This is a genomic window from Enterobacter sp. 296B2, from assembly GCF_034106185.1.
Lineage (GTDB): Bacteria > Pseudomonadota > Gammaproteobacteria > Enterobacterales > Enterobacteriaceae > Enterobacter > Enterobacter cloacae_N.
Genome location: NZ_JAWNCA010000023.1, coordinates 51,635 through 71,762, shown reverse-complemented (window position 1 = coordinate 71,762; position 20,128 = coordinate 51,635). Strand labels below are relative to the sequence as shown.

Below are 20,128 nucleotides of genomic sequence, written 5' to 3'. Positions count from 1 at the left end.
CCCAGGTGTTGTGGTACGGGGTTCGAGGCTCCGGTGGCGGACCACTGCCGACTTAGCTCAGTAGGTAGAGTGACTGACTTGTAATCAGTAGGTCACCAGTTCGATTCCGGTAGTCGGCACCATATGCGGGCATCGTATAATGGCTATTACCTCAGCCTTCCAAGCTGATGATGCGGGTTCGATTCCCGCTGCCCGCTCCAGTTTAAGCTTTTCGGTCTGCGATGATGGGTTCCCCGGAGTGACTGAAAAGCAACCCCGTTTTGAATGGGCGCTGCTTTTTGCAAAATTGCTGTGTGAAAATACTGGTCCTTGGGTTCAGCGCTCATCCTAAAAATTCAAGAATCATGGTTTGATCACGATGTCAGGTGTATTGATGATGACAGATGGGCTGTCGTCGTAGTGACCGTGATCGGAATAGCCTTTACATTTACGCTCTTCCTTGTATTCGCCATTACCTTCCCATTTTCTTTCGACCTTACAACGACCGTCGCGATAAACGGTTTTATGGCTGTCACCATGGTAATCATACCTGCGTCCATTACCTGATTCGTCTTTCCACGGATCGGCGTATACGGATGTACTTGCTATAAGGAGAGTCGCAAGGGTAGCGAGCAGGGCACTTTTCATTTTTTCACCATAGATGAACTGACGGAATTAGATCCAGCAAGTAATTAACCGGCTATATCGATACCGATAGTCTCGGAAAGAAATGGCACAGTTGCTATTGGTGATGCTCTGAATTTTAAGGCTGCCTTCGGGCGGCCATTTTGTTTCCCCTACACAGCACCCGCACACAGCGAGGTGAGAGATTATGAAAATGCCACACAATCCAAACAACTGGCCTGACTGGCTCGAACTCTTTCAGAGCTGGTGGCGTGGAGAAACGCCGCTGGGTGCCGTACTGATGGCATTCATCATGGCCGCGCTTCGAATCGCCTACACGGGCGGGGGCTGGAAAAAGATTCTGCTTGAAGGGCTTCTGTGTGGGGCGCTGACCCTGACGGTCGCCTCCGGGCTGGAATATATGGAATGGCCTAAATCGCTGTCGATTGCCATTGGCGGTGGCATTGGCTTTATCGGTGTTGAGCAGTTCCGCCGTTTGCTGCTTGGCATATTAAACACCCGCCTGGGAGGTGGTAATGCAGCAAAATGAGCTACGCTGGTTGATGGAAGCCCGAAAATATATCGGGCAGATGGAAATCAAAGGTCCACGCCATAACCCGTTAATACTTCAGTTCTGGAAGGACATCAAACGAGGCGGTATTAAAGATGACGAAACACCCTGGTGCGCAGCTTACGTCGGGTCAATGCTCGAACGCGTCGGTATCCGGTCAACCCGGTTCGAATCAGCCAAATCCTATCTCAGTTGGGGAATCCAGCTTCGCGAGCCAGCTTACGGATGCGTTGTCGTATTCAGTCGCGACGGCGGCGGCCATGTGGGATTTGTCGTTGGACAGGCAGATAACGGCGACCTGATGGTGCTGGGCGGTAATCAGTCTGATGCCATCAACATTCGCGCTTTTTCCCGTTCCCGTGTCACCGGCTATCGCTGGCCTGTTAACGAACCTCTGGATAGCAGGCCATTGCCGGTGATGAGTGCCGCCAGTTCGGTAAAAGAATCATGATCCCGTTACTCCCGGCAGCGCTGAAACCCTCATGGAGGATGTTGGCGCTGCTGCTCATCATTGTTGTCACTGCGGGAACCATTGCGATCCTCGCCATCCGGCTGGCGCACAGCCAGGCAGATAATCGCGTTCTGGCATCGGATAACCAGCTGCAGGGGCAGGTTATCGCGACGCAGGCGTTCAACTTCAACCGGTTCAATCAAATCGCTGAGCATGCCAACAGGCTGAATTCACTGATTGACACCGGCACAGAAGAAACCGTCATCAAATACCGGGAGATTCTCCGCCGTGAAAAAACCTGTGATCTGCCTGTTCCTGCTGATGTCGCTGGTGGGCTGCTCGAATACGCGTACCGTTTACGCGCCAGCGCCTTGCACACCGATACCAACAGACCTGACGCAGCCGATGATCGTTCCGCTGCCGCCAGCTCAATGACGTACTGCCAGGCGGTTTTGTGGATAAAGCCGCTGCTGGCCGTTATTGAGAAAGGTAACAATAACCTGGCTGGTATACGTCAAATTGAGCAAGAGCGGCAGTGAACCTTAAACAAAGCGTGGGAGTGAACTGCGAAACAAAATAGAACCTCATCCATGAGGCTCTGACACAGTCTCTCCTCTGGACTTTAACCGTAGCAGATTCTCCTAGCCCCACACTCGATCAGCATTCATGTGTTACAGTTAAATCGTGGTGAATCCCCCTAAGCGGCGGGGCTAATTAACCTGGCGACTCTTCTTCATTGGGGCATCGTGGATTTCTGGAGCAAGCGGGTCAAGGTTGGTTAACCAAAAGACTCACCGGGAGGCACCCGGCACCACAATCTATCTGTACCGCAGCTTAAAAGCATCTTACCAACTGGTGTGTTTGAATTTAGTGCGACCATAAAAAAAGCCCCAGTTGCGGGGCAATTATGAGTTGAATCTTTTGTTATGCTTTTGTGCTTCTTGCTCTAATGCTGTGGGACCTTAACACCTTGCCCAAAAAATGCAAGCTAAATGCATGTTTAATTGTAAAACTAAGCTCGCCTGCTGGTGGGCTTGATAACGAATTTTGTGATCTGTTCTTATCTATTAAAAAATCCACCAATGGTATTTTACGATATAAACCAGAGGGAGGTGATAGTGGAGAACATACTTTCAGAATCCGTGTATTTGGCAATGTACAAAATGCATGCGGCAAAAGCTGTTCAGGGCATGGAAAGAGATGGTTGTTACTGGTTTACAGGTATCAGACCATCGTATGGGATTGTTGTCGAACTGCTGGAGGAGGCTGGGTATTCAGTGATAACTTTCAACCCGCCGCCTGTATACGAGTTCGCAATATATCTCTCAGATAGTTACCCATCTCATGATGATCTAGAAAGAATTGCAATGCTTAGGCAGTCTCTAAGAGATAAGGGCGTACCAGAGGATAAATTACCCGTTTCACTAGCTTAGCCGCCTACGGGGGCTATTGGCATACAAATGGAAAAGAAATAGGTCAGCAGCGTAATTACTGCTGACCAGATGATTACTTCGCGCAGTAAACCCGTGCTTCACGGGGGGTATAGATACCGAAGGTGACAAATCCCAGCAGTCCGTTTACAAAAGTCTGCTGAACTTCAGTACGAACAACTTTATCAGCACCACCGCAAACCTGAGCTGCATCAATTTGCTTGGATTGACCAATCCCGCTAACGAAGAAATGATGTGTCGTAACTTGCTGCGGCGTAGTCGTCATGGCTTTGTTTACTGAAAATGATTGTTGAGCGCAGCCAGAAACAGCTGCGGCAACCAGAGCTACCATAATTAACTTTTTCATAAATGACCTTATTGTTGGTTTGATTCGCAAAAATAATGACATGTATCATTAATTTATACATATCAGACCAGTAGTTTAGCTTAGATTCGTTCTACTTCCCTAGTGATTAACTATCAACATCATCCATTGCTAGCGTCAGCCCATCCATTATTACGAATAAGATAATTAATAAACTTCCCAGAGGAAAATTATGCAGGTCACTATTGATGGTGTCCCGTATGTGCCTGCCTGCGCTTCAGCGTCTAGGATTGGCATTGCCATCACTACGCACAACCGCGCCGACGTTCTGAAGCGTGCACTCGAACAGCACATGAAGCACCTTCCCGCCGGCGCGCTGGTGGTGGTAGTCGATGATGGTTCAAAACCTGCAGCGGTAGTTCCCCACGGCGTGCAGCTGCTTCGCCATGAAACATCACTCGGCATTGTTGCTTCGAAGAACGCCAGCCTGTCAGCCCTTATGGATGCCGGGTGCGAGCATCTGTTTTTATGGGATGAGGACGCCTGGCCCATCGCCGATAACTGGCATCTTCCCTACATCGAATCACCCGAGCCACATCTGGCTTACCAGTTTCTCGATCTGGCTGGCCGCAATAAGTTGAATGACCTTTCGGTGCTTTACCGTGACGATCAGCATGTGACGTACACCGGGCAGCGCGGCGTGATGCTGTACTACCACCGCAGCGCCATCGAGAAGGTGGGCGGATTCGATCCGGTTTATGGTCGCGGCATGTACGAGCACAGCGACCTCGCCCTGCGCATTCATAACGCTGGATTGACTACGTGGGCTTATGCCGATGTGAAAGGCTCCGAAATGCTGATCCATTCTCTCGATGAGCATGAAGCGGTGGAGCGTTCGGTACCGAAGCCAGACCGTCAGGCGCTGGTGGAACGTAACGTAAAAATCCACAACCAACGACGTGATACCGGGTTTACCGGTTATGTGGAGTACCGGCGGCAACGCGACGTGGTAATCACTACGTTACTGACCAGCCAGCCCGACCCTCAGCGCGGTACGAAAATGACCGCCTCTCCTGACATGCTGGCTAAATGGGCCTCTTCGCTGCGTAATTGTGGCCGTATTGCGCTGGTGGATGAGCTGCAGGCGGTCCCGACAGACGTTGAGATGTATCGCGTCCCTGACGTGAAGATGAATGTCTACTTCCGGCGCTGGCTGCATATCTGGCAGCACCTGCGCGATCAACCTGAATACCGGTTCGTTTGGTGTACCGATGGTACCGATGTCGAAATGCTCCGTGCACCGTGGGAAGAAATGCAGCCCGGAAATGTTTATGTCGGTTCTGAACCGAAGACCTACGCCGATACTTGGGCGAAACAGAATCATCCTGAGCGTATGTATCAGGAGTTCATCGAAGCGCACCGCAACGATATGATGCTTAACGCTGGCCTGCTGGGTGGCACCCGCGCTGATGTGATGGCGTTCGCTCACGGCATCATCCGTCTTTACTACCGGATCGAGAGTTATCGTTTCTGGAAGAAAGAACAGGCTGGTGCAGCGGTTGGTGACATGCTTGCGTTCGGCATTGTGGCGCAGTCATTCTCTGGCAGGTTGGTCACCGGGCCTCTGGTACACACCGTTTTCAAAACTGATGGTGTGGGAAAAGAAGTTGCTTGGTGGAAACATAAATGAAGGTATCAATAATGGACGAAACAAAATCTAATAGTGCGCAACAAAACAAATATGCCTCGCGAAAAAAAACGACCTTTGAGGAGGTCGCTTTAAAGGTACCGCATGGGATGAAGGATTTATCTAAAGCAAACAGAACCGGAAATATCGAGTTGATTCTGGAAAGCTGTTTTCAACGTTGACTATTTATCGTGAAAACAAGTTAACAGTACATGTTTTTGCTTGCTCTAACATTTCTATAATAAATTTATTTGGTTCGGCCTTTGATTTTTCTTCTTCCAATCTCTGATTGAGTTTTATCAGCGCAAAATTGCGGACCGCCATTGATTGTTCTTCTGGCAGAGTGGTCAAAAGGCCCGCAATGATGACATCATGAGCCATCAAAATTGTGTCGTTAGGTTTGGGGGTATTTTCGCTCATATATTTCCTGTATGGAGGTGAACAGCCATTCCTCTTGGGGCGTAGGCGTCAGTGTTCATACACTGACGGGCTGAGCATCCACTTTACCCAGGGTTAAAGCGAAGTAACACCCTAATATTCAGATAATAGCCGCCATCGTGCGGCTTTTTTATTGGAGATTTGCTGGTGGCTGAAATCATAAAGTTTGTGGTGGTCGGCCATCACTCCCGGTTAGAACATGCGCAACGCCTTGCTGCGCTGCTGGATGCCTATCTGCTTATTGATGATGGTAACCACGGCGCGAACTGGAATCATCGGCGCGCGCTTGAGTGGGCAGCAGAACAAACATGCCGGGTAATTGTAGTTGAAGATGATGCTCAGCCTTCAAACAGTTTTACTGAACTGGTGATAGGTCTCTGGCTAAACCGCTTCCCTGATTCTCTGGTGAGTTTTTATCTCGGTACAGGTCGACCACCTCAGTATCAAATGCGGATAGCCGAGCGGCTGATTGTTGCTGATAAGACTCAGGCTGACCACATCACGCTGCCGCAGCTGATACACGGGGTGTGCTATAGCGTACCTCCGCAACATATCAGTCGCGTGTTGTCTCGATGGGATAGCAGTAAGCCCGCTGATTATGCCGTGGGTGATGCTTGGGGCGGTGCAGTGGTCTATCCGTGTTACTCGCTGGTGGACCATGCAGACTTTGAATCAGTCGAGTGTCACCCTGACTCAGCGCCACGCACAGAACGGCGACGAGCGTGGAGAATCGCCTGGAAAACCGGCCAATAGGCCGGTTTAATTAGTTTTATCTTTTGCTGTCTGGAGTCCGTTTTACTGGTTCCCATGTTGCACCAGGTTTTGAAGTTGGTGGTGCCCTATGGTTATCAGGAATGGTTGTGTAATTATCGGTTTGGCCGCCACGCGGACCGCGTTCACGATATACACCGCCATCACGTCCACTAGACTGACCAGGTTTCAAACCCATAAATACCTCCACGAAATTAACCACAAAAGCGTGGCAAATACACTTTGCAGTAAGAATTTACGTTTTCAATGTGGCGATGACTCATTTTTTTAGGAGTGTTAATGCCATCACAAATACCGCGAGCATGCCGCAAGCGTGGCTGTTCTGGCACAACCACAGACCGCTCAGGCTATTGCCCCAAGCACCTTAACGAAGGCTGGCAGCAGCATCAGAGAGGACAGAGCAGGCATCAGCGAGGTTATGGCAGCAAGTGGGACAGGCTGCGACCAGTCGTTCTCGACAGAGATAACCACCTTTGTCAGGAATGCCTGCGAAATGGAAGGTATACCCCCGCTGAGACGGTGGACCACATCACCGCCAAAGCAAATGGGGGGACCGATGACCTGTCCAACCTCGAAAGCCTCTGTAAGCCTTGCCACAGGGCGAAAACAGCGGTTGAAAGACTCAAATGACATCGATTCTCATTTGGACCGGCCGAGGGGGAGGGCGGGTTGAAAGTTCAGGAACGACGCGCTAAAGGACCGCCGCCTAACCTCTTTTCACATCGCCGCAGGTTAGAAAACTTTTTTATGGGGTCCCCCACTCGATGATTAATAGGAGTTTTCGATTATGTCTGGACCACCGAAAACCCCGACCCATCTACGTTTGGTGAGGGGTAACCCATCAAAACGCCCGATTAATGAAAACGAACCTAAGCCAGCTGCAGGGGTACCCCCAACGCCGAAGCATTTCGACAAGCAGGGGAAATACTGGTTCAGGCGTATGGCTGAAGAGCTCGATGCGCTTGGCGTCATGTCGCAGCTGGACGCGAGAGCACTTGAGCTTCTGGTTGAGGTTTACACCGAGTACCGGCATCACTGCGATACTCTGGAGAGAGAAGGCTACACCTACGCCGTTTATAGCGACGAAGAGCCAGACGAAGGTAAAGAGCGAGAGATTCGCATGATCAAGGCTCACCCGGCCGCCATTATGAAAGCTGATTCCTGGAAACGTCTGCGCGCCATGCTCGGTGAGTTCGGCATGACGCCAGCCAGCCGCTCTAAAGTGAATGCAAAAGGTCCTGATGCGGTTGATCCGCTGGCCGAGTTTATGAAAGCGAGGGATTAATGGCTAAGGTTGCAGAAGGCATCCGCTACGCCGAGAGGGTGGTGGCGGGAGAAATTATTGCCTGTGAGTATGTGCGCCTTGCCTGTCAGCGTTTTCTTGACGATCTGGCACACGGCGAAGAGCGCGGTATTTTCTTCAGTGAGCCGCGCGCGCAGCACATTCTGAATTTCTATAATTTTGTTCCTCACGTCAAAGGTGCGCTGGCAGGCCAGCCTATTGAGCTGATGGACTGGCATGTTTTCATCCTGATTAATATTTTTGGCTTTGTTATCCCGCTGGTGAACGAAGAGACGGGGGAAACCGTCCTGCGTAACGACGACAGCGGTCGGCCGGTGATGGTTCGGCGTTTCCGTACAGCAGATGTTGAGGTGGCCCGTAAAAATGCCAAATCAACGCTTTGCTCCGGTGTGGGGCTTTATATGGCTGGCGCAGACGGCGAGGGCGGGGCGGAGGTTTATTCCGCTGCAACTACCCGTGACCAGGCGCGAATTGTTTTTGAAGACGCGAAAAATATGGTCAAGAAGGCGAAAGCCACTCTTGGGCGGATCTTCGAATTCAACAAGCTCGCTATCTACCAGGAGCAAACGGCCTCCAAATTCGAGCCTTTATCATCAGATGCGAATAACCTCGACGGTCTGAACATTCATTGCGCCATCGTCGACGAGCTGCATGCTCACAAAACCCGTGACGTCTGGGACGTTCTGGAGACGGCAACCGGCGCTCGCCTGCAGTCGCTGCTTTTCGGTATCACCACCGCTGGTTTCAATAAAGAAGGCATCTGCTACGAACTGCGTGATTATGCCATCAAAGTCCTGCGCGGCTTGGTAAAAGACGATACGTTTTTTGCCATCATCTACACCTTAGATGATGGTGACGATCCATTTGATGAAAAAGTCTGGCAGAAGGCGAATCCGGGGCTGGGTATCTGTAAGCGCTGGGATGACCTGCGCCGCCTGGCTAAAAAGGCGAAAGAGCAGGTTTCGGCCAGGATTAACTTTTTCACCAAACACATGAATATCTGGGTTACCGCTGAGTCTGCCTGGATGGACATGATGAAATGGGAAAAATGCGAGTATATCGCCCCGCAGCACGAACTTAAAACCTATCCATCCTGGGTGGGCGTTGACCTTTCAAACAAAATTGATATCTGTGCAGCCGCTAAAGTCTGGCGCGCGCCAGGTGGCCGCGTTCATGCGGATTTTAAATTCTGGCTGCCGGAGGGACGGCTTGAGAAGTGTTCACGCCAGATGGCAGAGCTCTATCGTAAGTGGGCCGAGATGGACAAGCTGATCCTTACCGACGGGGATGTAATCGACCATGCTCAGATTAAGGAAGAGCTGCAGGTGTGGGTTGCTGGCGAGAGTCTGAAAGAAATTGGCTTTGATCCGTGGAGTGCAACCCAGTTCAGCCTTTCACTGGCAGAGGAAGGGTTGCCGCTGGTGGAAGTGCCACAGACGGTTCGCAATTTCTCTGAGGCGATGAAAGAGGTCGAAGCACTGGTATACGGTGGACGCTTTCATCACAGCGATCACCCGGTGATGAACTGGATGATGTCTAACGTAACCGTCAAACCTGACCGGAACGAGAACATTTTTCCTAACAAGTCCACACCGGAGGCCAAGATTGATGGCCCGGCGGCATTGTTCACAGCAATGAGCCGTGTTCTGGTTAACGGTGGCAACGACCAGCAGGATCTCTCCGGATTCTTCAATAATCCCATCATGGTAGGTTTCTGATGAAAAAAAACAAACGGCCAGGCAGGGTTAAAAGTGCTCTGCTTAACTGGCTTGGTGTGCCTATCAGCCTGACTACCGGCACGTTCTGGGAGGAATGGTTTGGTACCAGCAGCAGCGGAAAGGTGGTAACGGCCGATAAAGCCATCCAGCTATCGGCTGTATGGGCATGCGTAAGGCTGTTAAGCGAGTCAATTTCAACCCTTCCGCTGAAAATATACGTTAGACAGCCTGACGGTTCGCGTAAAGCGGCAACCGACCACCCGGCTTATTCTGTTCTGTGTCGTCGTCCAAATTCAGAAATGACTCCATCACGCTTTATGCTGATGGTGGTAGCCAGTATTTGCCTGCGCGGGAATGCCTTCATTGAGAAGAAATTCATCGCGAATCGCCTGGTTTCGCTGGTGCCTTTGCTGCCGCAGAACATGGTGGTTAAACGTCTTACTACCGGGGCGCTGGAATACAAATACACTGAAAACGGTAACGAGCGCGTCATTCCCGTCAAAAACATCATGCACATTCGCGGATTCGGTCTGGATGGCGTTTGCGGCATGATGCCGATGAAAACGGGCCGGGATGTGATCGGTGCCGCGATGGCTGTTGAAGAATCTGCAGCAAAGATTTTTGAACAGGGGCTTCAGAGTTCAGGTTTTCTCTCCGCTGAAAATGCTCTCAGTGATGAACAACGTGAAAGGCTTCGCGGCTATATGGCTGCATTTACCGGCTCTAAAAATGCCGGAAAGATAATGGTACTTGAAGGCGGGTTAAAGTATCAGGGCGTTACCATGAACCCTGAAGATGCCCAGATGCTGGAAAGCCGCTCTTTCAGTATTGAGGAAATCTGCCGCTGGTTTCGCGTGCCTCCTTTCATGGTTGGCCACACCACGAAACAAAGCAGCTGGGCATCAAGTCTGGAAGGCATGAACCTGCAGTTCCTGACGCATACACTTCGACCTCTGCTTGTGAATATTGAGCAGGAAATTGGCCGGTGCTTACTCGACAGCGATGATGAAGTGTTTGCAGAGTTCTCTGTTGAAGGTCTACTGCGAGCCGATAGTGCCGGTCGCGCGGCATACTATACCAGCGCGCTTCAAAATGGCTGGATGTCCCGTAATGACGTTCGTCGTCTTGAGAACATGCCGCCAATTGAAGGGGGCGATATTTACACCGTTCAGCTCAACCTGACGCAACTGAAAAATCTCGAAAGTAACAACCCTGCTGTTCAGGCACTGGCCCTGCGAGAGCTGCATAACCACGTATTCCCCGATATTTCCTTTGAACAATCTCCGCTGAAACAGGCCGCTTAGGAGCACTTTCCTGATGAGCAAAAAACAACTTCCGGTAGCACCGGCGGGTCGCCCCTGCGCGCGCGTTACCTGTGAAACATTACCGTCCGCACTGGACCGCTGGGACGGCGGGATCAAAGCGGCGGCCACCGACGATAACAGCATTTCTGTTTTTGATGTTATCGGGCAGGACTACTGGGGCGAAGGGGTAACAGCTAAACGTATTGCCGGTGCGCTTCGGGCGATGAACGGCGCCGACGTCACGGTGAATATCAACTCACCGGGCGGCGACATGTTCGAAGGTCTGGCTATTTATAACCTGCTCCGAGAATACGAAGGCCGTGTAACGGTGAAGGTGCTGGGCATTGCCGCCAGCGCCGCCTCGATAATTGCGATGGCCGGGGATGATATTCAGATTGGCCGCGGTGCCTTCCTGATGATCCACAACTGCTGGGTATACGCGATGGGAAACCGCCATGATTTTGCTGAACTGGCACAGTCACTGGAACCCTTCGATACCGCTATGGCTGACATCTACGCGGCGCGCTCCGGCCTTGATATGGCCGCTGTGCAGAAGCTGATGGACGCGGAAAGCTATATCTGTGGCAGTGATGCAGTGGCGAAGGGACTGGCAGACAGCTTGCTTTCTGCTGATGCGGTCAGCGACGGCGACGAATCGCCTGCAGCCGCGCTTCGCAAACTTGATGCGTTGCTGGCCAAGACCAACACCCCGCGCTCTGAGCGCAGAAAACTCATTAAAGCCTTATCCGGTGGCATGCCTGGCGCTGTCACCACCAACGACGGTACGCCGGGCGCTGCCGAAGACATCAAACCTGAAACCATCAATTCACTTGAAAGCGCCCTGGCGGCGTTAGTCAAATAAGGACCCTTTATGTCTGAAGTAAACGATATTCTGAAAAAAGTCACGGCCAGCATTGAAGAGGCAACCGGCAAGTTCAACGCGAAAGCAGAAGAAGCAGTGAAGGAGGCGCAGAAATCCGGCAAGCTGTCAGAAGAAACAAAGGCAGCCGTCGATAAAATGGCTTCTGAGTTCAACGCACTGCGTGAAGCAGAAAAAACGCTGAAGGCAGCTATGGGCGAACTGGAGCAACATGTTGCCCAGATGCCGCTGGCAAACGCGAAGCATGTTGTGGAGTCAATCGGCCAGCAAGTGATCTCTGCTGAAGCGCTGAAAACCTTTGCCTCCGGGGTGGAAGGTGGCAAACGTATCAGTATCCCGGTTAAGGCGGCACTGACTTCTGCTGATGTGCCTGATGGCGTTATCGAACCCCAGCGAATTCCGGGCATCGATACGGCACCGAAGCAGCGCCTGTTCATCCGCGATCTGATTGCGCCTGGTCGCACTTCCTCCCCTGCTATTTTCTGGGTGCAACAGACTGGCTTTACCAACAACGCGAAAGTGGTTCCTGAAAATACACAGAAACCATACAGCGAAATTGAGTTTACGCCGAAAATCACTGGCGTCAGCACCATCGCTCACCTGTTCAAAGCCTCAAAGCAGATCCTGGATGACTTCGCACAGTTGCAGTCAACCGTTGATGCAGAAATGCGCTACGGGCTGAAGTACGCGGAAGAGCAGGAAATTCTCTTCGGTGATGGTACCGGCGTGCATCTGCACGGCATTGTTCCTCAGGCGTCAGCATTTAACCCGGCGTTTACTGTAGAACAGCAGAGCGGTATTGACGATCTGCGTCTGGCAATGCTGCAGGCGCAACTGGCGCGCTTCCCGGCATCCGGCCACGTTCTTCACTTCATTGACTGGGCGCGGATCGAACTGACCAAAGACAGCCTGGGCCGATACATTCTGGCTAACCCTGCGGCGCTGACTGGACCGACGCTTTGGGGCTTGCCGGTTGTAGCCACGGAAGCGGCGGCATTCCAGGGTAAATTCCTGACTGGTGCTTTCAACGCTGGCGCGCAAATCTTCGACCGCGAAGATGCGAACGTGGTTATCTCCACGGAGAACGCCGACGACTTCGAGAAAAACATGATCACCATCCGTTGCGAGGAACGTCTGGCGCTGGCCGTCAAACGCCCTGAAGCGTTCGTGTATGGCTCTTTCAGCACTGGCTCAGGTAGCTGATAAACACTGCGGCCTTCGGGCCGCTTTCACAGGTGGGAAAATGAAACTGATCGCACTCAAACCGATTTATTTCGGCGGTACCGTCGTTACAGAAGGGCTTCCGCTGGAAACTCTGGAACAGCACGGGCGCGAGCTCATCAAGAAAGGTTATGCGAAGCTCGATGAATCAGAAAATCCTGCAAAGCAGGAACAGCAGCAGGAACAGCAGCAGGAACAGCAGCAGGAACAGCAGCAGGAACAGCAGCAGGAACAGCAGCAGGAACAGCCGGAATTAAAAGCGGAAAAGAAGGCGAAAAAATAATGGTCGATCTTGATGTGGTGAAACAGCACTGCCGCATTGATACCGATTTTTCCGGAGACGATGCCCTGCTGACTTTATACACCGGTGCGGCGGCGCGTTACGTCCAGACATGGACAAGACGAACGCTCTATGAAAACCAAAGCTCCCCTGGCTACGCAGACGACCCGGACCCGATTCTACTGAATGATGATGTTAAAGCGGCCATGTTATTGCTGATCGGACACTGGTATGCCAACAGAGAATCAGTGGCCGTCGGTCAGACCGTTGCAGAGGTCCCGTTTGCAGTTGAAGCCTTGCTGCAGCCATACCGAATTTATGGGGTATAGGAGGACTTTATGCAGGCCGGAAGACTGAGAGACAGGGTGGTAGTTCAGAACATCACAACATCCAGAGATCCTTCTGGCCAGCCTGTTGAAACATGGCATGACGGCGCAGAAACCTGGGCAGAAGTAAAGGGCATTAGTGGGCGCGAGCTGGTAGCCGCTGGTGCTGAAACCGCAGTCGCCACTATCAGGGTATGGACACGATTTCGTAGCGATATAACTGCTGCGTCCAGACTCAGGGTTATGACTGGCCCGTTCAAGGGCGCCATTTTGAATATCATTGGTCCGCCAATCCCTGATTCTCGTGGTATTCAGCTCGAAATTCTTTGCAAACAGGGTACCGAAAAATGATTGATACGAGGCTCGATTTTTCCGGGCTGAATGACATCGCAAAGGATCTGGAGGCGCTAAGCCGCGCTGAAAACAACAAGGTTCTGCGTGATGCCACGCGCGCCGGAGCAGAAGTGCTTAAGGAAGAAGTGATCGCCCGCGCTCCGGTGCGTACCGGGAAACTGAAAAAAAACGTGGTGGTGGTTACCCAAAAAAGCCGCCGCCGTGGGGAAATTTCTTCCGGCGTCCATATTCGTGGTGTTAGCCCGCGCACCGGGAACAGCGATAACACGATGAAGGCGAATAACCCGAGAAACGCCTTTTACTGGCGATTCGTAGAAATGGGTACCGTTAACATGCCGCCGCACCCGTTCATTCGTCCCGCGTTCGATGTTCGCCAGGAGCAGGCGACGGAGGTCGCGATCAGGCGCATGAACCAGGCCATTGACGAGGCATTAAGCAAATGACGGAAGACGATCTCTATCCTCTGCTGGAGTCGCTGGCCGGAGGGCAGGTCTATCCCTACGTTGCCCCACTCGGCAGTGACGGGAAGCCTTCAGTTTCACCGCCCTGGGTAATTTTCTCGATTATTACCGACGTGGCCGCTGACGTTCTCTGTGGTCAGGCTGAATCTGCCGTTTCTGTACAGGTTGATGTTTATTCCAGCACCATCACTGAAGCGCGCACGATCAGGAATATGGCGCTTGATGCCCTGCAGGTGCTGAAGCCGGAAAGCGTTGTAAAAACGCCGGGCTATGAGCCTGATCTGCGCTATCACCGGGCAACGCTCGAATTTCAGGTAACCGTTTAACTTTACCCACCATAACAGACCGCCCCGGCGGTCTTATTTTATCTGGAGAAACCATGACCAGTAAGTATGAAGTTACAAAGGGGATGACCGTTGCCGTCTCCGACGCACCCGTAACCGCCGAGGATTTTAACGCCTCAGGTTTCCCGGGGGCTGGCATTACCTGGCTGGAAGCGGCCTGTGCAACAAAGGAGATCACCTTCACCGGCGGGCAGAAAGGGGATATCGACGTAACCACTCTGTGCTCAACTGAACAGGAGCAAACCAACGGCCTCGCCGCGCCTGCTGAAATGAGCATTACCCGTAACTGGGTTGGCGATGAAGCAGCACAGGAGGCACTGCAGACCGCTTACGAAAATGACGAACTGCGTGCGCTGCGTGTGGTATTCCCGTCTGGCAATGGTTTCTACGTGCTGGTGGAGGTACGCCAGAGCTCATGGTCTGCCGCAACATCTTCCGTTGTTGGCGCTACCTATTCTCTGCGTGTACGCGGCAAACCGAAACGCATCTACGCGTCTGGTTCCTGAGCGGCTTCGGCCGCTTTTTTTATCCCTCCGATCATGTAACAAGAGAAAAATGAAATGCCGCAAAAAACATCACAGAATTCATTACGCAACGTGGCGCTTACAGCATCGAAAGCCTATCGCACCAAGGAGGGTATCACGGTCCCTGAATGGGATGGCGCAAAGGTAACGCTGCGTGAACCCTCTGGCGATGCCTGGGTGAAATTCCGGGAGATCGTTAATCCCCAGCTCGCCGAGGGCGAAGAGGCACCGACGCTGACGGAGGCGGAAAAGTTTCTGCGTAACAAAGAGGCTGATGTGGTTCTGTTTATTGACGTTCTGCTGGATGAAAACGGCGAGCGAGTATTCAGCGATGAGGATCAGGAGCAGGTATCTAAAATTTATGGTCCTGTGCACTCCCGCCTGCTGGCTCAGGCCCTCAACCTCGGAATGAGCCAGGAAGAAGCGGGGAAGCCGTAAAGCAGCCGCTGACCTTCTTCCTGATGTCGCTGGCGCTCCGGTTGGGGCGTACTCTCCACGAACTGCGCCAGACCATGACCGCCAGCGAGCTCAAAATGTGGATCGAGTTCGACCGCATCAGTCCGATTGGTGACTGGCGCGCCGATGCACAGGCGGCGCAGATCTCCGTTGCAATGCTGAACTCTCAGGGCGGGAAATACACTATCCCTGATGTGATGCTGAAATGGGGTGAGCAGGAAGAAGGTGCTGAAGTCTCTGAACTTGAAGAATGGATGTCCAGTCTTTGATGCTCGCGGCTGCGGGCTTTTTTATGGGTGAAATATGGCAACGCTGCGCGAGCTAATCATTAAAATTTCGGCGAACTCTTCTTCTTTCCAGTCTGAGATCGGCAGAGCGTCCCGCATGGGAACCGATTACTACCGCACTATGGAACAGGGCGGGAAAAAAGCTGCAGCGGCCACGCGTGAAACTCAGCGTTCTTTGGCTGACCTGAACTCTCAGCTTGCAACCGTGCGATCTTCAGCTGCCGGGCTTGCTGGTGCGTGGGCTGGTGCATTTGCCACGCATCAGCTGGTTCAGTTTGCCGATACATGGAACCAAATGAATGGGCGCTTGCGGCTGGCATCAACTTCCACAGAAGATTTTGCTGCAGCACAGCGCACCCTGATGGAGATAAGCCAACGCACAGGCACATCGCTTACTGCCAACTCGAATCTATATAGCCGTATTGCTCAGTCCATGCGATCAGCTGGTTACGCTTCTGCAGAAGTAGCGAAAGTAACCGAAACTGTCGCAACATCCCTGAGGTTATCAGGGGCCAGCACAGAAGAAGCCAGCTCCGTTATCACTCAGCTCAGTCAGGCGTTAGCGTCTGGTGTTTTACGTGGCGAAGAATTTAACTCCATCATGGAGAACGGGGGAAGGCTGGTAAAACTGCTGGCTGATGGCCTGGGTACCACTGTTGGTGGTCTGCGTAATATGGCCAACAACGGCGAGCTGACCACAGACAAAATCGTCCCGTTGCTTACCAACGTCGAGATCCTGCGTAAAGAGTTCGATACCCTTCCCGCATCAATCAGCGGATCTGCACAGAAAGTGCAAAACGCCTTTCTCGCATGGGTGGGCGGGGCGAACGATGCCGTCGGCGCATCATCAACCCTTTCCGGCGTGCTGGATGGTCTGGCGAATAACATCGATGATGTGGCAAATACAGCCGGTATTCTGGTTGGTGTTGGCCTCGCCCGTTATTTTGGCAACATGGTCGGCAGCGTTGCTCAGTCAACCCGGGCAGTTCTCGCTAATACGGCCGCCGAGGTCGCGCTGGCGCAGGCTCAGGTTCGCGGCGCTCAGGTTACCGTTGCTGCTGGTCGCCATGCTGTTTACCGCGCTCAACAGGCGCGTGCAGCGGCGACGAGTATTGAGGCTCAGATTGTCGCTGAGCGTAATCTTGCTGCTACTCAGGCATCGCTGAATACGGCGCTTGCTGGCAGGACTTCTGCCGTTAATAACCTCACAAATACGGCCTCGGTGATGTCCCGCCTGGGTAGTGGCGTTCTTGGCATTCTCGGTGGCTGGCCTGGAGTAATTATCGGTGCCGGCGCTGCGATGTATGGCCTTTATCAGCATACCCAGCAGGTGCACCGTGAGGCGGTAGGTTTTGCCAACAACCTTGACGAGATCAACACCAAGCTCCAGCAGATGTCGGTGCTTGGCCTGCGTTCGACCGCGGCTGATGCCCGTACATCTTTACAGGCGCAAAAACAGGACCTGGCCGACCTCGACTCTCAGATCGCGAAGGTGAAAGACAGCCTTAAGGCGGTTGACCAAATCCAGCAGGACTACAACCGCCATCCGATGCTGACCCTGATCAACACCTTCATGGACCAGGCCGACATAACGGCCAAAAACATTGAGCTGACCGACAAGCTGAACCAGCTGGAGTACCAGCGCGAACAGGCAGCCTCAAAAGTCGAGCAAACTCAGAAGCTGGTAAACAATGCCAGTGATCTGGCCACGCAAAAGGCTATCGAACAGGCTGGCGCCGTCTCAATCCTGAAAGGTGCGTATGACCTGCTTAACCGCTCAATGTCAGCGACCGCTGGCGCCAAGCCGCCACAATATGCCGGGCCCGTGGTTTCACTGGCGAACGCAACACCGCAACAGCAAACCGCACTGGAGCGCTCGCGCCGCGATAATGAGCTGGCCAGCTTAAGCGGATTAGAGAAACTCCATCAGCAGCACGTCTACGAAGCAGAAGACCTGAAGCTGACGGGGGCGCTTTATACACAGTACATCTACAACAAGGATCAGGCAGCCAAAAAGGATGCAGCAGCTGCAGAGGCAAAAAAAACCTCCACTGCTGCCTCAAATGCGCAGAGTAAAGCCGAGCGCGAAGCGGCCAGCACCGCCGAACAGTATTCCCGGAAAATGGCCGATCTGAGCGTGGCTATCGACGTGCAACGCGTCCGGGCCACGGAAGGCGAAAAAGCCTCGGAGCTTTACGCTGCATCGCACCAGGCAGGCACTAAATGGACCGACGAGCAGCGCAGGGCGATCCAGGCATCATCAGCAGAGCTGGCAAAATGGACGCAAAAAGCCGACGAGAACGTGCGCAAGCAGCGAGAACAAGCTGATGCCCTGAAGGATTTAACTGAAGCGGCCCGAAAGTTCAGGGATGAGGCGACGCTGACAACCGAAACCGCAGGCATGAGCGATCGCCAGCGCAGCCGGTTCGACGAGACGCAACAGATCGACCGTGTTTTTGCTAAAACGGACGGCGGTACCGAGGCCATCGCGCAGCGCGCCGCAGCCCTCGATGCTCTGGATAAGAAATACAAGGTTATAGCAGCAGCTGAAGCGGACTGGATGTCCGGAGTATCACGCGGCTATGCCAACTGGTTTGATGAAATCAGTAACGTATCCGGCACGGTTTCTGACGGGGTGAAAACCACACTCGACAGCGCGTTTGGTAACGTCACCTCAATGCTCGAAGGCAATAAAGTTAGCTGGAAATCGTGGGGTATTTCTGTCCTGCAGATTATCGAAAAAGTAGCTCTGCAGATGGCGGTGGTCAGCGCGATGGGTGGGGCCTCTTCCGGTTCTGGCATCTTTGGCTCACTCATCGGCAGTGTAGGCAGCTTCTTCGGGGGCGGGGCGGGAGCAGCAGCCAGCACCGGTACTGCGGTTTCCAGTTACGGATCGAGCTTCCAGTTTAACGCCAAAGGCGGCGTTTATGACTCCCCCTCTCTGAGCGCTTTCAGTAATGGGATCGTCAGAAATCCCACCATGTTTGCTTTTGCAAAAGGCGGGGCCGGAATCATGGGCGAGGCTGGGCCGGAGGCAATCATGCCGCTGACCCGCGCGCCGGATGGTTCTCTCGGTGTTCGTGCGGTTGGAGGTGGCGGAGGTCAGTCCGTATCGTCGGCGCCACAGGTTTATATCACCATCGATGGTAACGGCAACACCTCAACGCAAACCTCACCAGGCCTTGAGCAATTTGGTGCAGAGGTCGGGAAATTTGTCGATCAGCGATATAAGCAGAATGTAATGCGTGATATCCGCCCCGGCGGTGACATCTGGAACGCAATGAAAGGAAACCGATAAATATGGCCATCGAAACTTTCACATGGTGCCCACGGATTAACGCTGAGGCTGACACAAATTTCCGCGTCAGGAAAGCCAAGTTTGGCGATGGATATGAGCAGGTTTCAGGGGATGGATTAAACCCTAAAAGCCAGCAATGGACGCTTAATTTCACCGGTAATGAAACCTACATTTCCGCCATAAAGACTTTTCTCGACAGGCATGAAGGAACGAAAGCTTTTCAATGGAAGCCACCGCTCGAACCTTTGGGTTTGTATCGTTGCGAAACGTATAAACCCGCCGGGCTTGGCGCGGGGAAATTCAACCTTGAAGCAACATTCATCCAGGCATTTAAACCATGAGCTTAAACGCAGATTATCAGAAGCTGGAATCCGGAAACGATGTTCGTCTGATTGAGGTGGACGGTTCTTCCTTTGGGCTAACGGACGTTCTCCGCTTTCACAATTACAGCATTCCCCACTCAGAAGCGGAAATCATCGCCGCTGGCGGGGATGAGTCCAAGCTTCCGGCGAAACCAATCTGGTGGCAGGGCAATGAATATGCCGCCTGGCCATATCAACTGGAAGGTCTGGAGAAATCAACCAGTGGGAGCAATGCAACGCCATCCCTGACGGTTGCGAACATCGAAAGCTCCATTTCAGCCCTGTGTCTTGCGTATGACGATCTGCTGCAGGCTAAAGTCACTATTCACGACACAAAAGAGAAATATCTCGATGCCAGAAATTTCGCAGACGGTAACCCTTCTGCAGACCCGACTCAGGAAAAGCTGCAGGTCTGGTATATCGACGGGAAAACGGGCGAGCTTGCCGGTGAAACCGTTGAATTTGTTCTTTCCAGTCCGATGGACCTGCAGGGGCAAATGATCCCGACGCGACAGCTTCATTCCCTGTGTACCTGGTGCATCCGGAATAAATATCGTACCGGCGACGGCTGCGACTATGCCGGCACCCGCTATTTCGATAAAAACAACAACCCGGTAAGCGATCCGTCGCTGGATGAATGCAACGGTACGCTGACGGCCTGCAAACTCCGATTCGGCGAAAATAACGAACTCTCGTTTGGTGGCTTCCCGGGCACGTCTTTGATTAGGAGTTGA

At 52.7% G+C, this 20,128-nt stretch carries 28 protein-coding genes and 2 tRNA genes; 26 read left to right on the top strand and 4 right to left on the bottom strand.

Annotated features, from left to right (window positions below):
- Positions 1-46 precede the first annotated feature (46 nt).
- Both URZ40_RS16695 and URZ40_RS16690 read left to right on the top strand, forming a co-directional pair.
- A tRNA-Thr gene (locus tag URZ40_RS16695) sits at positions 47-122 on the top strand.
- A 3-nt stretch (positions 123-125) separates the two neighbouring features.
- Positions 126-200 (top strand) — tRNA-Gly (locus tag URZ40_RS16690).
- Positions 201-342: 142 nt separating this feature from the next.
- Here the strand turns inward: URZ40_RS16690 and URZ40_RS16685 are convergent.
- The gene (locus tag URZ40_RS16685) at positions 343-627 is read right to left on the bottom strand and encodes a hypothetical protein (protein WP_116341450.1); all 285 of its coding nucleotides are present in this window, start codon (positions 625-627) and stop codon (positions 343-345) included.
- Between the two features lie 184 nt (positions 628-811).
- On the opposite strand from URZ40_RS16685, the gene URZ40_RS16680 reads away from it, so the two are divergent.
- The 4 genes from URZ40_RS16680 (at position 812) to URZ40_RS16665 (ending at position 3,058) form a co-directional block, all read left to right on the top strand.
- A complete protein-coding gene (locus URZ40_RS16680) occupies positions 812-1,153 on the top strand; it encodes a phage holin, lambda family (protein WP_105572770.1) in 342 nt (113 codons plus the stop codon).
- A complete protein-coding gene (locus tag URZ40_RS16675) occupies positions 1,140-1,625 on the top strand; it encodes a TIGR02594 family protein (RefSeq protein ID WP_407065517.1) in 486 nt (161 codons plus the stop codon). The genes URZ40_RS16680 and URZ40_RS16675 overlap by 14 nt, the downstream gene beginning before the upstream one ends.
- Positions 1,626-1,663: 38 nt before the next feature.
- Entirely contained in the window at positions 1,664-2,164 is a 501-nt protein-coding gene (locus tag URZ40_RS16670; protein ID WP_116341446.1) for a hypothetical protein, read from the top strand.
- A gap of 543 nt (positions 2,165-2,707) precedes the next feature.
- A complete protein-coding gene (locus tag URZ40_RS16665) occupies positions 2,708-3,058 on the top strand; it encodes a hypothetical protein (RefSeq protein WP_116341444.1) in 351 nt (116 codons plus the stop codon).
- Positions 3,059-3,131: 73 nt separating this feature from the next.
- Here URZ40_RS16665 and URZ40_RS16660 read toward each other — a convergent pair whose 3' ends face one another.
- A complete protein-coding gene (locus URZ40_RS16660; RefSeq protein WP_116341442.1) occupies positions 3,132-3,422 on the bottom strand; it encodes a Bor family protein in 291 nt (96 codons plus the stop codon).
- A gap of 190 nt (positions 3,423-3,612) precedes the next feature.
- Here URZ40_RS16660 and URZ40_RS16655 point away from each other — a divergent pair, with 190 nt between their 5' ends.
- Together URZ40_RS16655 and URZ40_RS16650 are read left to right on the top strand one after the other, a co-directional pair.
- A complete protein-coding gene (locus URZ40_RS16655; protein WP_320720876.1) occupies positions 3,613-5,070 on the top strand; it encodes a glycosyltransferase family 2 protein in 1,458 nt (485 codons plus the stop codon).
- 11 nt (positions 5,071-5,081) lie between these two features.
- Positions 5,082-5,249, top strand: a complete 168-nt coding sequence (locus tag URZ40_RS16650; RefSeq protein WP_232935880.1) for a hypothetical protein — start codon at positions 5,082-5,084, stop codon at positions 5,247-5,249.
- Positions 5,250-5,253: 4 nt separating this feature from the next.
- On the opposite strand, the gene URZ40_RS16645 is transcribed toward URZ40_RS16650, so the two are convergent.
- Complete coding sequence (locus tag URZ40_RS16645) at positions 5,254-5,487, bottom strand: hypothetical protein (protein WP_116341435.1); 234 nt, start codon at positions 5,485-5,487, stop codon at positions 5,254-5,256.
- Positions 5,488-5,649: 162 nt separating this feature from the next.
- Between URZ40_RS16645 and URZ40_RS16640 the strand changes: the two genes are divergently transcribed.
- Entirely contained in the window at positions 5,650-6,258 is a 609-nt protein-coding gene (locus URZ40_RS16640; RefSeq protein WP_116341793.1) for a hypothetical protein, read from the top strand.
- A gap of 16 nt (positions 6,259-6,274) precedes the next feature.
- On the opposite strand, the gene URZ40_RS16635 is transcribed toward URZ40_RS16640, so the two are convergent.
- A complete protein-coding gene (locus tag URZ40_RS16635; RefSeq protein ID WP_077064159.1) occupies positions 6,275-6,454 on the bottom strand; it encodes a hypothetical protein in 180 nt (59 codons plus the stop codon).
- A 101-nt stretch (positions 6,455-6,555) separates the two neighbouring features.
- On the opposite strand from URZ40_RS16635, the gene URZ40_RS16630 reads away from it, so the two are divergent.
- From URZ40_RS16630 to URZ40_RS16550, 17 genes are all read left to right on the top strand, one after another.
- Positions 6,556-6,906: an HNH endonuclease signature motif containing protein gene (locus URZ40_RS16630; RefSeq protein ID WP_320720875.1), complete on the top strand. Its 351-nt coding sequence runs from the start codon at positions 6,556-6,558 to the stop codon at positions 6,904-6,906.
- A gap of 157 nt (positions 6,907-7,063) precedes the next feature.
- On the top strand, positions 7,064-7,561 hold the full coding sequence (locus URZ40_RS16625) for a phage terminase small subunit P27 family (RefSeq protein WP_320720874.1): 498 nt from the start codon (positions 7,064-7,066) through the stop codon (positions 7,559-7,561).
- The gene (locus URZ40_RS16620; RefSeq protein ID WP_320720873.1) at positions 7,561-9,297 is read left to right on the top strand and encodes a terminase TerL endonuclease subunit; all 1,737 of its coding nucleotides are present in this window, start codon (positions 7,561-7,563) and stop codon (positions 9,295-9,297) included. Before URZ40_RS16625 ends, URZ40_RS16620 begins: the two co-directional genes overlap by 1 nt.
- Positions 9,297-10,601: a phage portal protein gene (locus URZ40_RS16615; protein ID WP_220708874.1), complete on the top strand. Its 1,305-nt coding sequence runs from the start codon at positions 9,297-9,299 to the stop codon at positions 10,599-10,601. Before URZ40_RS16620 ends, URZ40_RS16615 begins: the two co-directional genes overlap by 1 nt.
- A 13-nt stretch (positions 10,602-10,614) precedes the next feature.
- Positions 10,615-11,463 (top strand): head maturation protease, ClpP-related, encoded by an 849-nt coding sequence (locus tag URZ40_RS16610; RefSeq protein ID WP_320720872.1) that lies wholly within the window; start codon positions 10,615-10,617, stop codon positions 11,461-11,463.
- 9 nt (positions 11,464-11,472) lie between these two features.
- Entirely contained in the window at positions 11,473-12,684 is a 1,212-nt protein-coding gene (locus URZ40_RS16605) for a phage major capsid protein (protein ID WP_046091695.1), read from the top strand.
- A gap of 40 nt (positions 12,685-12,724) precedes the next feature.
- Entirely contained in the window at positions 12,725-12,985 is a 261-nt protein-coding gene (locus URZ40_RS16600; RefSeq protein WP_320720871.1) for a hypothetical protein, read from the top strand.
- Positions 12,985-13,311 carry a head-tail connector protein gene (locus URZ40_RS16595; RefSeq protein WP_040091735.1) on the top strand — a complete coding sequence of 109 codons (327 nt, stop codon included), beginning with the start codon at positions 12,985-12,987 and terminating at the stop codon, positions 13,309-13,311. The genes URZ40_RS16600 and URZ40_RS16595 overlap by 1 nt, the downstream gene beginning before the upstream one ends.
- Before the next feature lie 9 nt (positions 13,312-13,320).
- Positions 13,321-13,659: a phage head closure protein gene (locus tag URZ40_RS16590; RefSeq protein ID WP_001549110.1), complete on the top strand. Its 339-nt coding sequence runs from the start codon at positions 13,321-13,323 to the stop codon at positions 13,657-13,659.
- Positions 13,656-14,105 (top strand): HK97-gp10 family putative phage morphogenesis protein, encoded by a 450-nt coding sequence (locus tag URZ40_RS16585; protein WP_320720870.1) that lies wholly within the window; start codon positions 13,656-13,658, stop codon positions 14,103-14,105. The genes URZ40_RS16590 and URZ40_RS16585 overlap by 4 nt, the downstream gene beginning before the upstream one ends.
- Positions 14,102-14,449, top strand: a complete 348-nt coding sequence (locus URZ40_RS16580) for a DUF3168 domain-containing protein (protein WP_116341419.1) — start codon at positions 14,102-14,104, stop codon at positions 14,447-14,449. Before URZ40_RS16585 ends, URZ40_RS16580 begins: the two co-directional genes overlap by 4 nt.
- 53 nt (positions 14,450-14,502) lie before the next feature.
- Positions 14,503-14,973 carry a phage tail tube protein gene (locus URZ40_RS16575; RefSeq protein WP_116341418.1) on the top strand — a complete coding sequence of 157 codons (471 nt, stop codon included), beginning with the start codon at positions 14,503-14,505 and terminating at the stop codon, positions 14,971-14,973.
- Positions 14,974-15,027: 54 nt separating this feature from the next.
- Entirely contained in the window at positions 15,028-15,429 is a 402-nt protein-coding gene (locus tag URZ40_RS16570; protein WP_001135721.1) for a phage tail assembly chaperone, read from the top strand.
- 23 nt (positions 15,430-15,452) lie between these two features.
- The gene (locus URZ40_RS16565; protein ID WP_063922239.1) at positions 15,453-15,716 is read left to right on the top strand and encodes a DUF4035 domain-containing protein; all 264 of its coding nucleotides are present in this window, start codon (positions 15,453-15,455) and stop codon (positions 15,714-15,716) included.
- A 34-nt stretch (positions 15,717-15,750) separates the two neighbouring features.
- The gene (locus tag URZ40_RS16560) at positions 15,751-19,032 is read left to right on the top strand and encodes a phage tail tape measure protein (protein WP_320720869.1); all 3,282 of its coding nucleotides are present in this window, start codon (positions 15,751-15,753) and stop codon (positions 19,030-19,032) included.
- A 2-nt stretch (positions 19,033-19,034) separates the two neighbouring features.
- On the top strand, positions 19,035-19,373 hold the full coding sequence (locus URZ40_RS16555; RefSeq protein ID WP_320720868.1) for a phage tail protein: 339 nt from the start codon (positions 19,035-19,037) through the stop codon (positions 19,371-19,373).
- Positions 19,370-20,128, top strand: coding sequence for a phage minor tail protein L (locus URZ40_RS16550; RefSeq protein ID WP_116341413.1), 759 nt, complete (start codon positions 19,370-19,372; stop codon positions 20,126-20,128). The genes URZ40_RS16555 and URZ40_RS16550 overlap by 4 nt, the downstream gene beginning before the upstream one ends.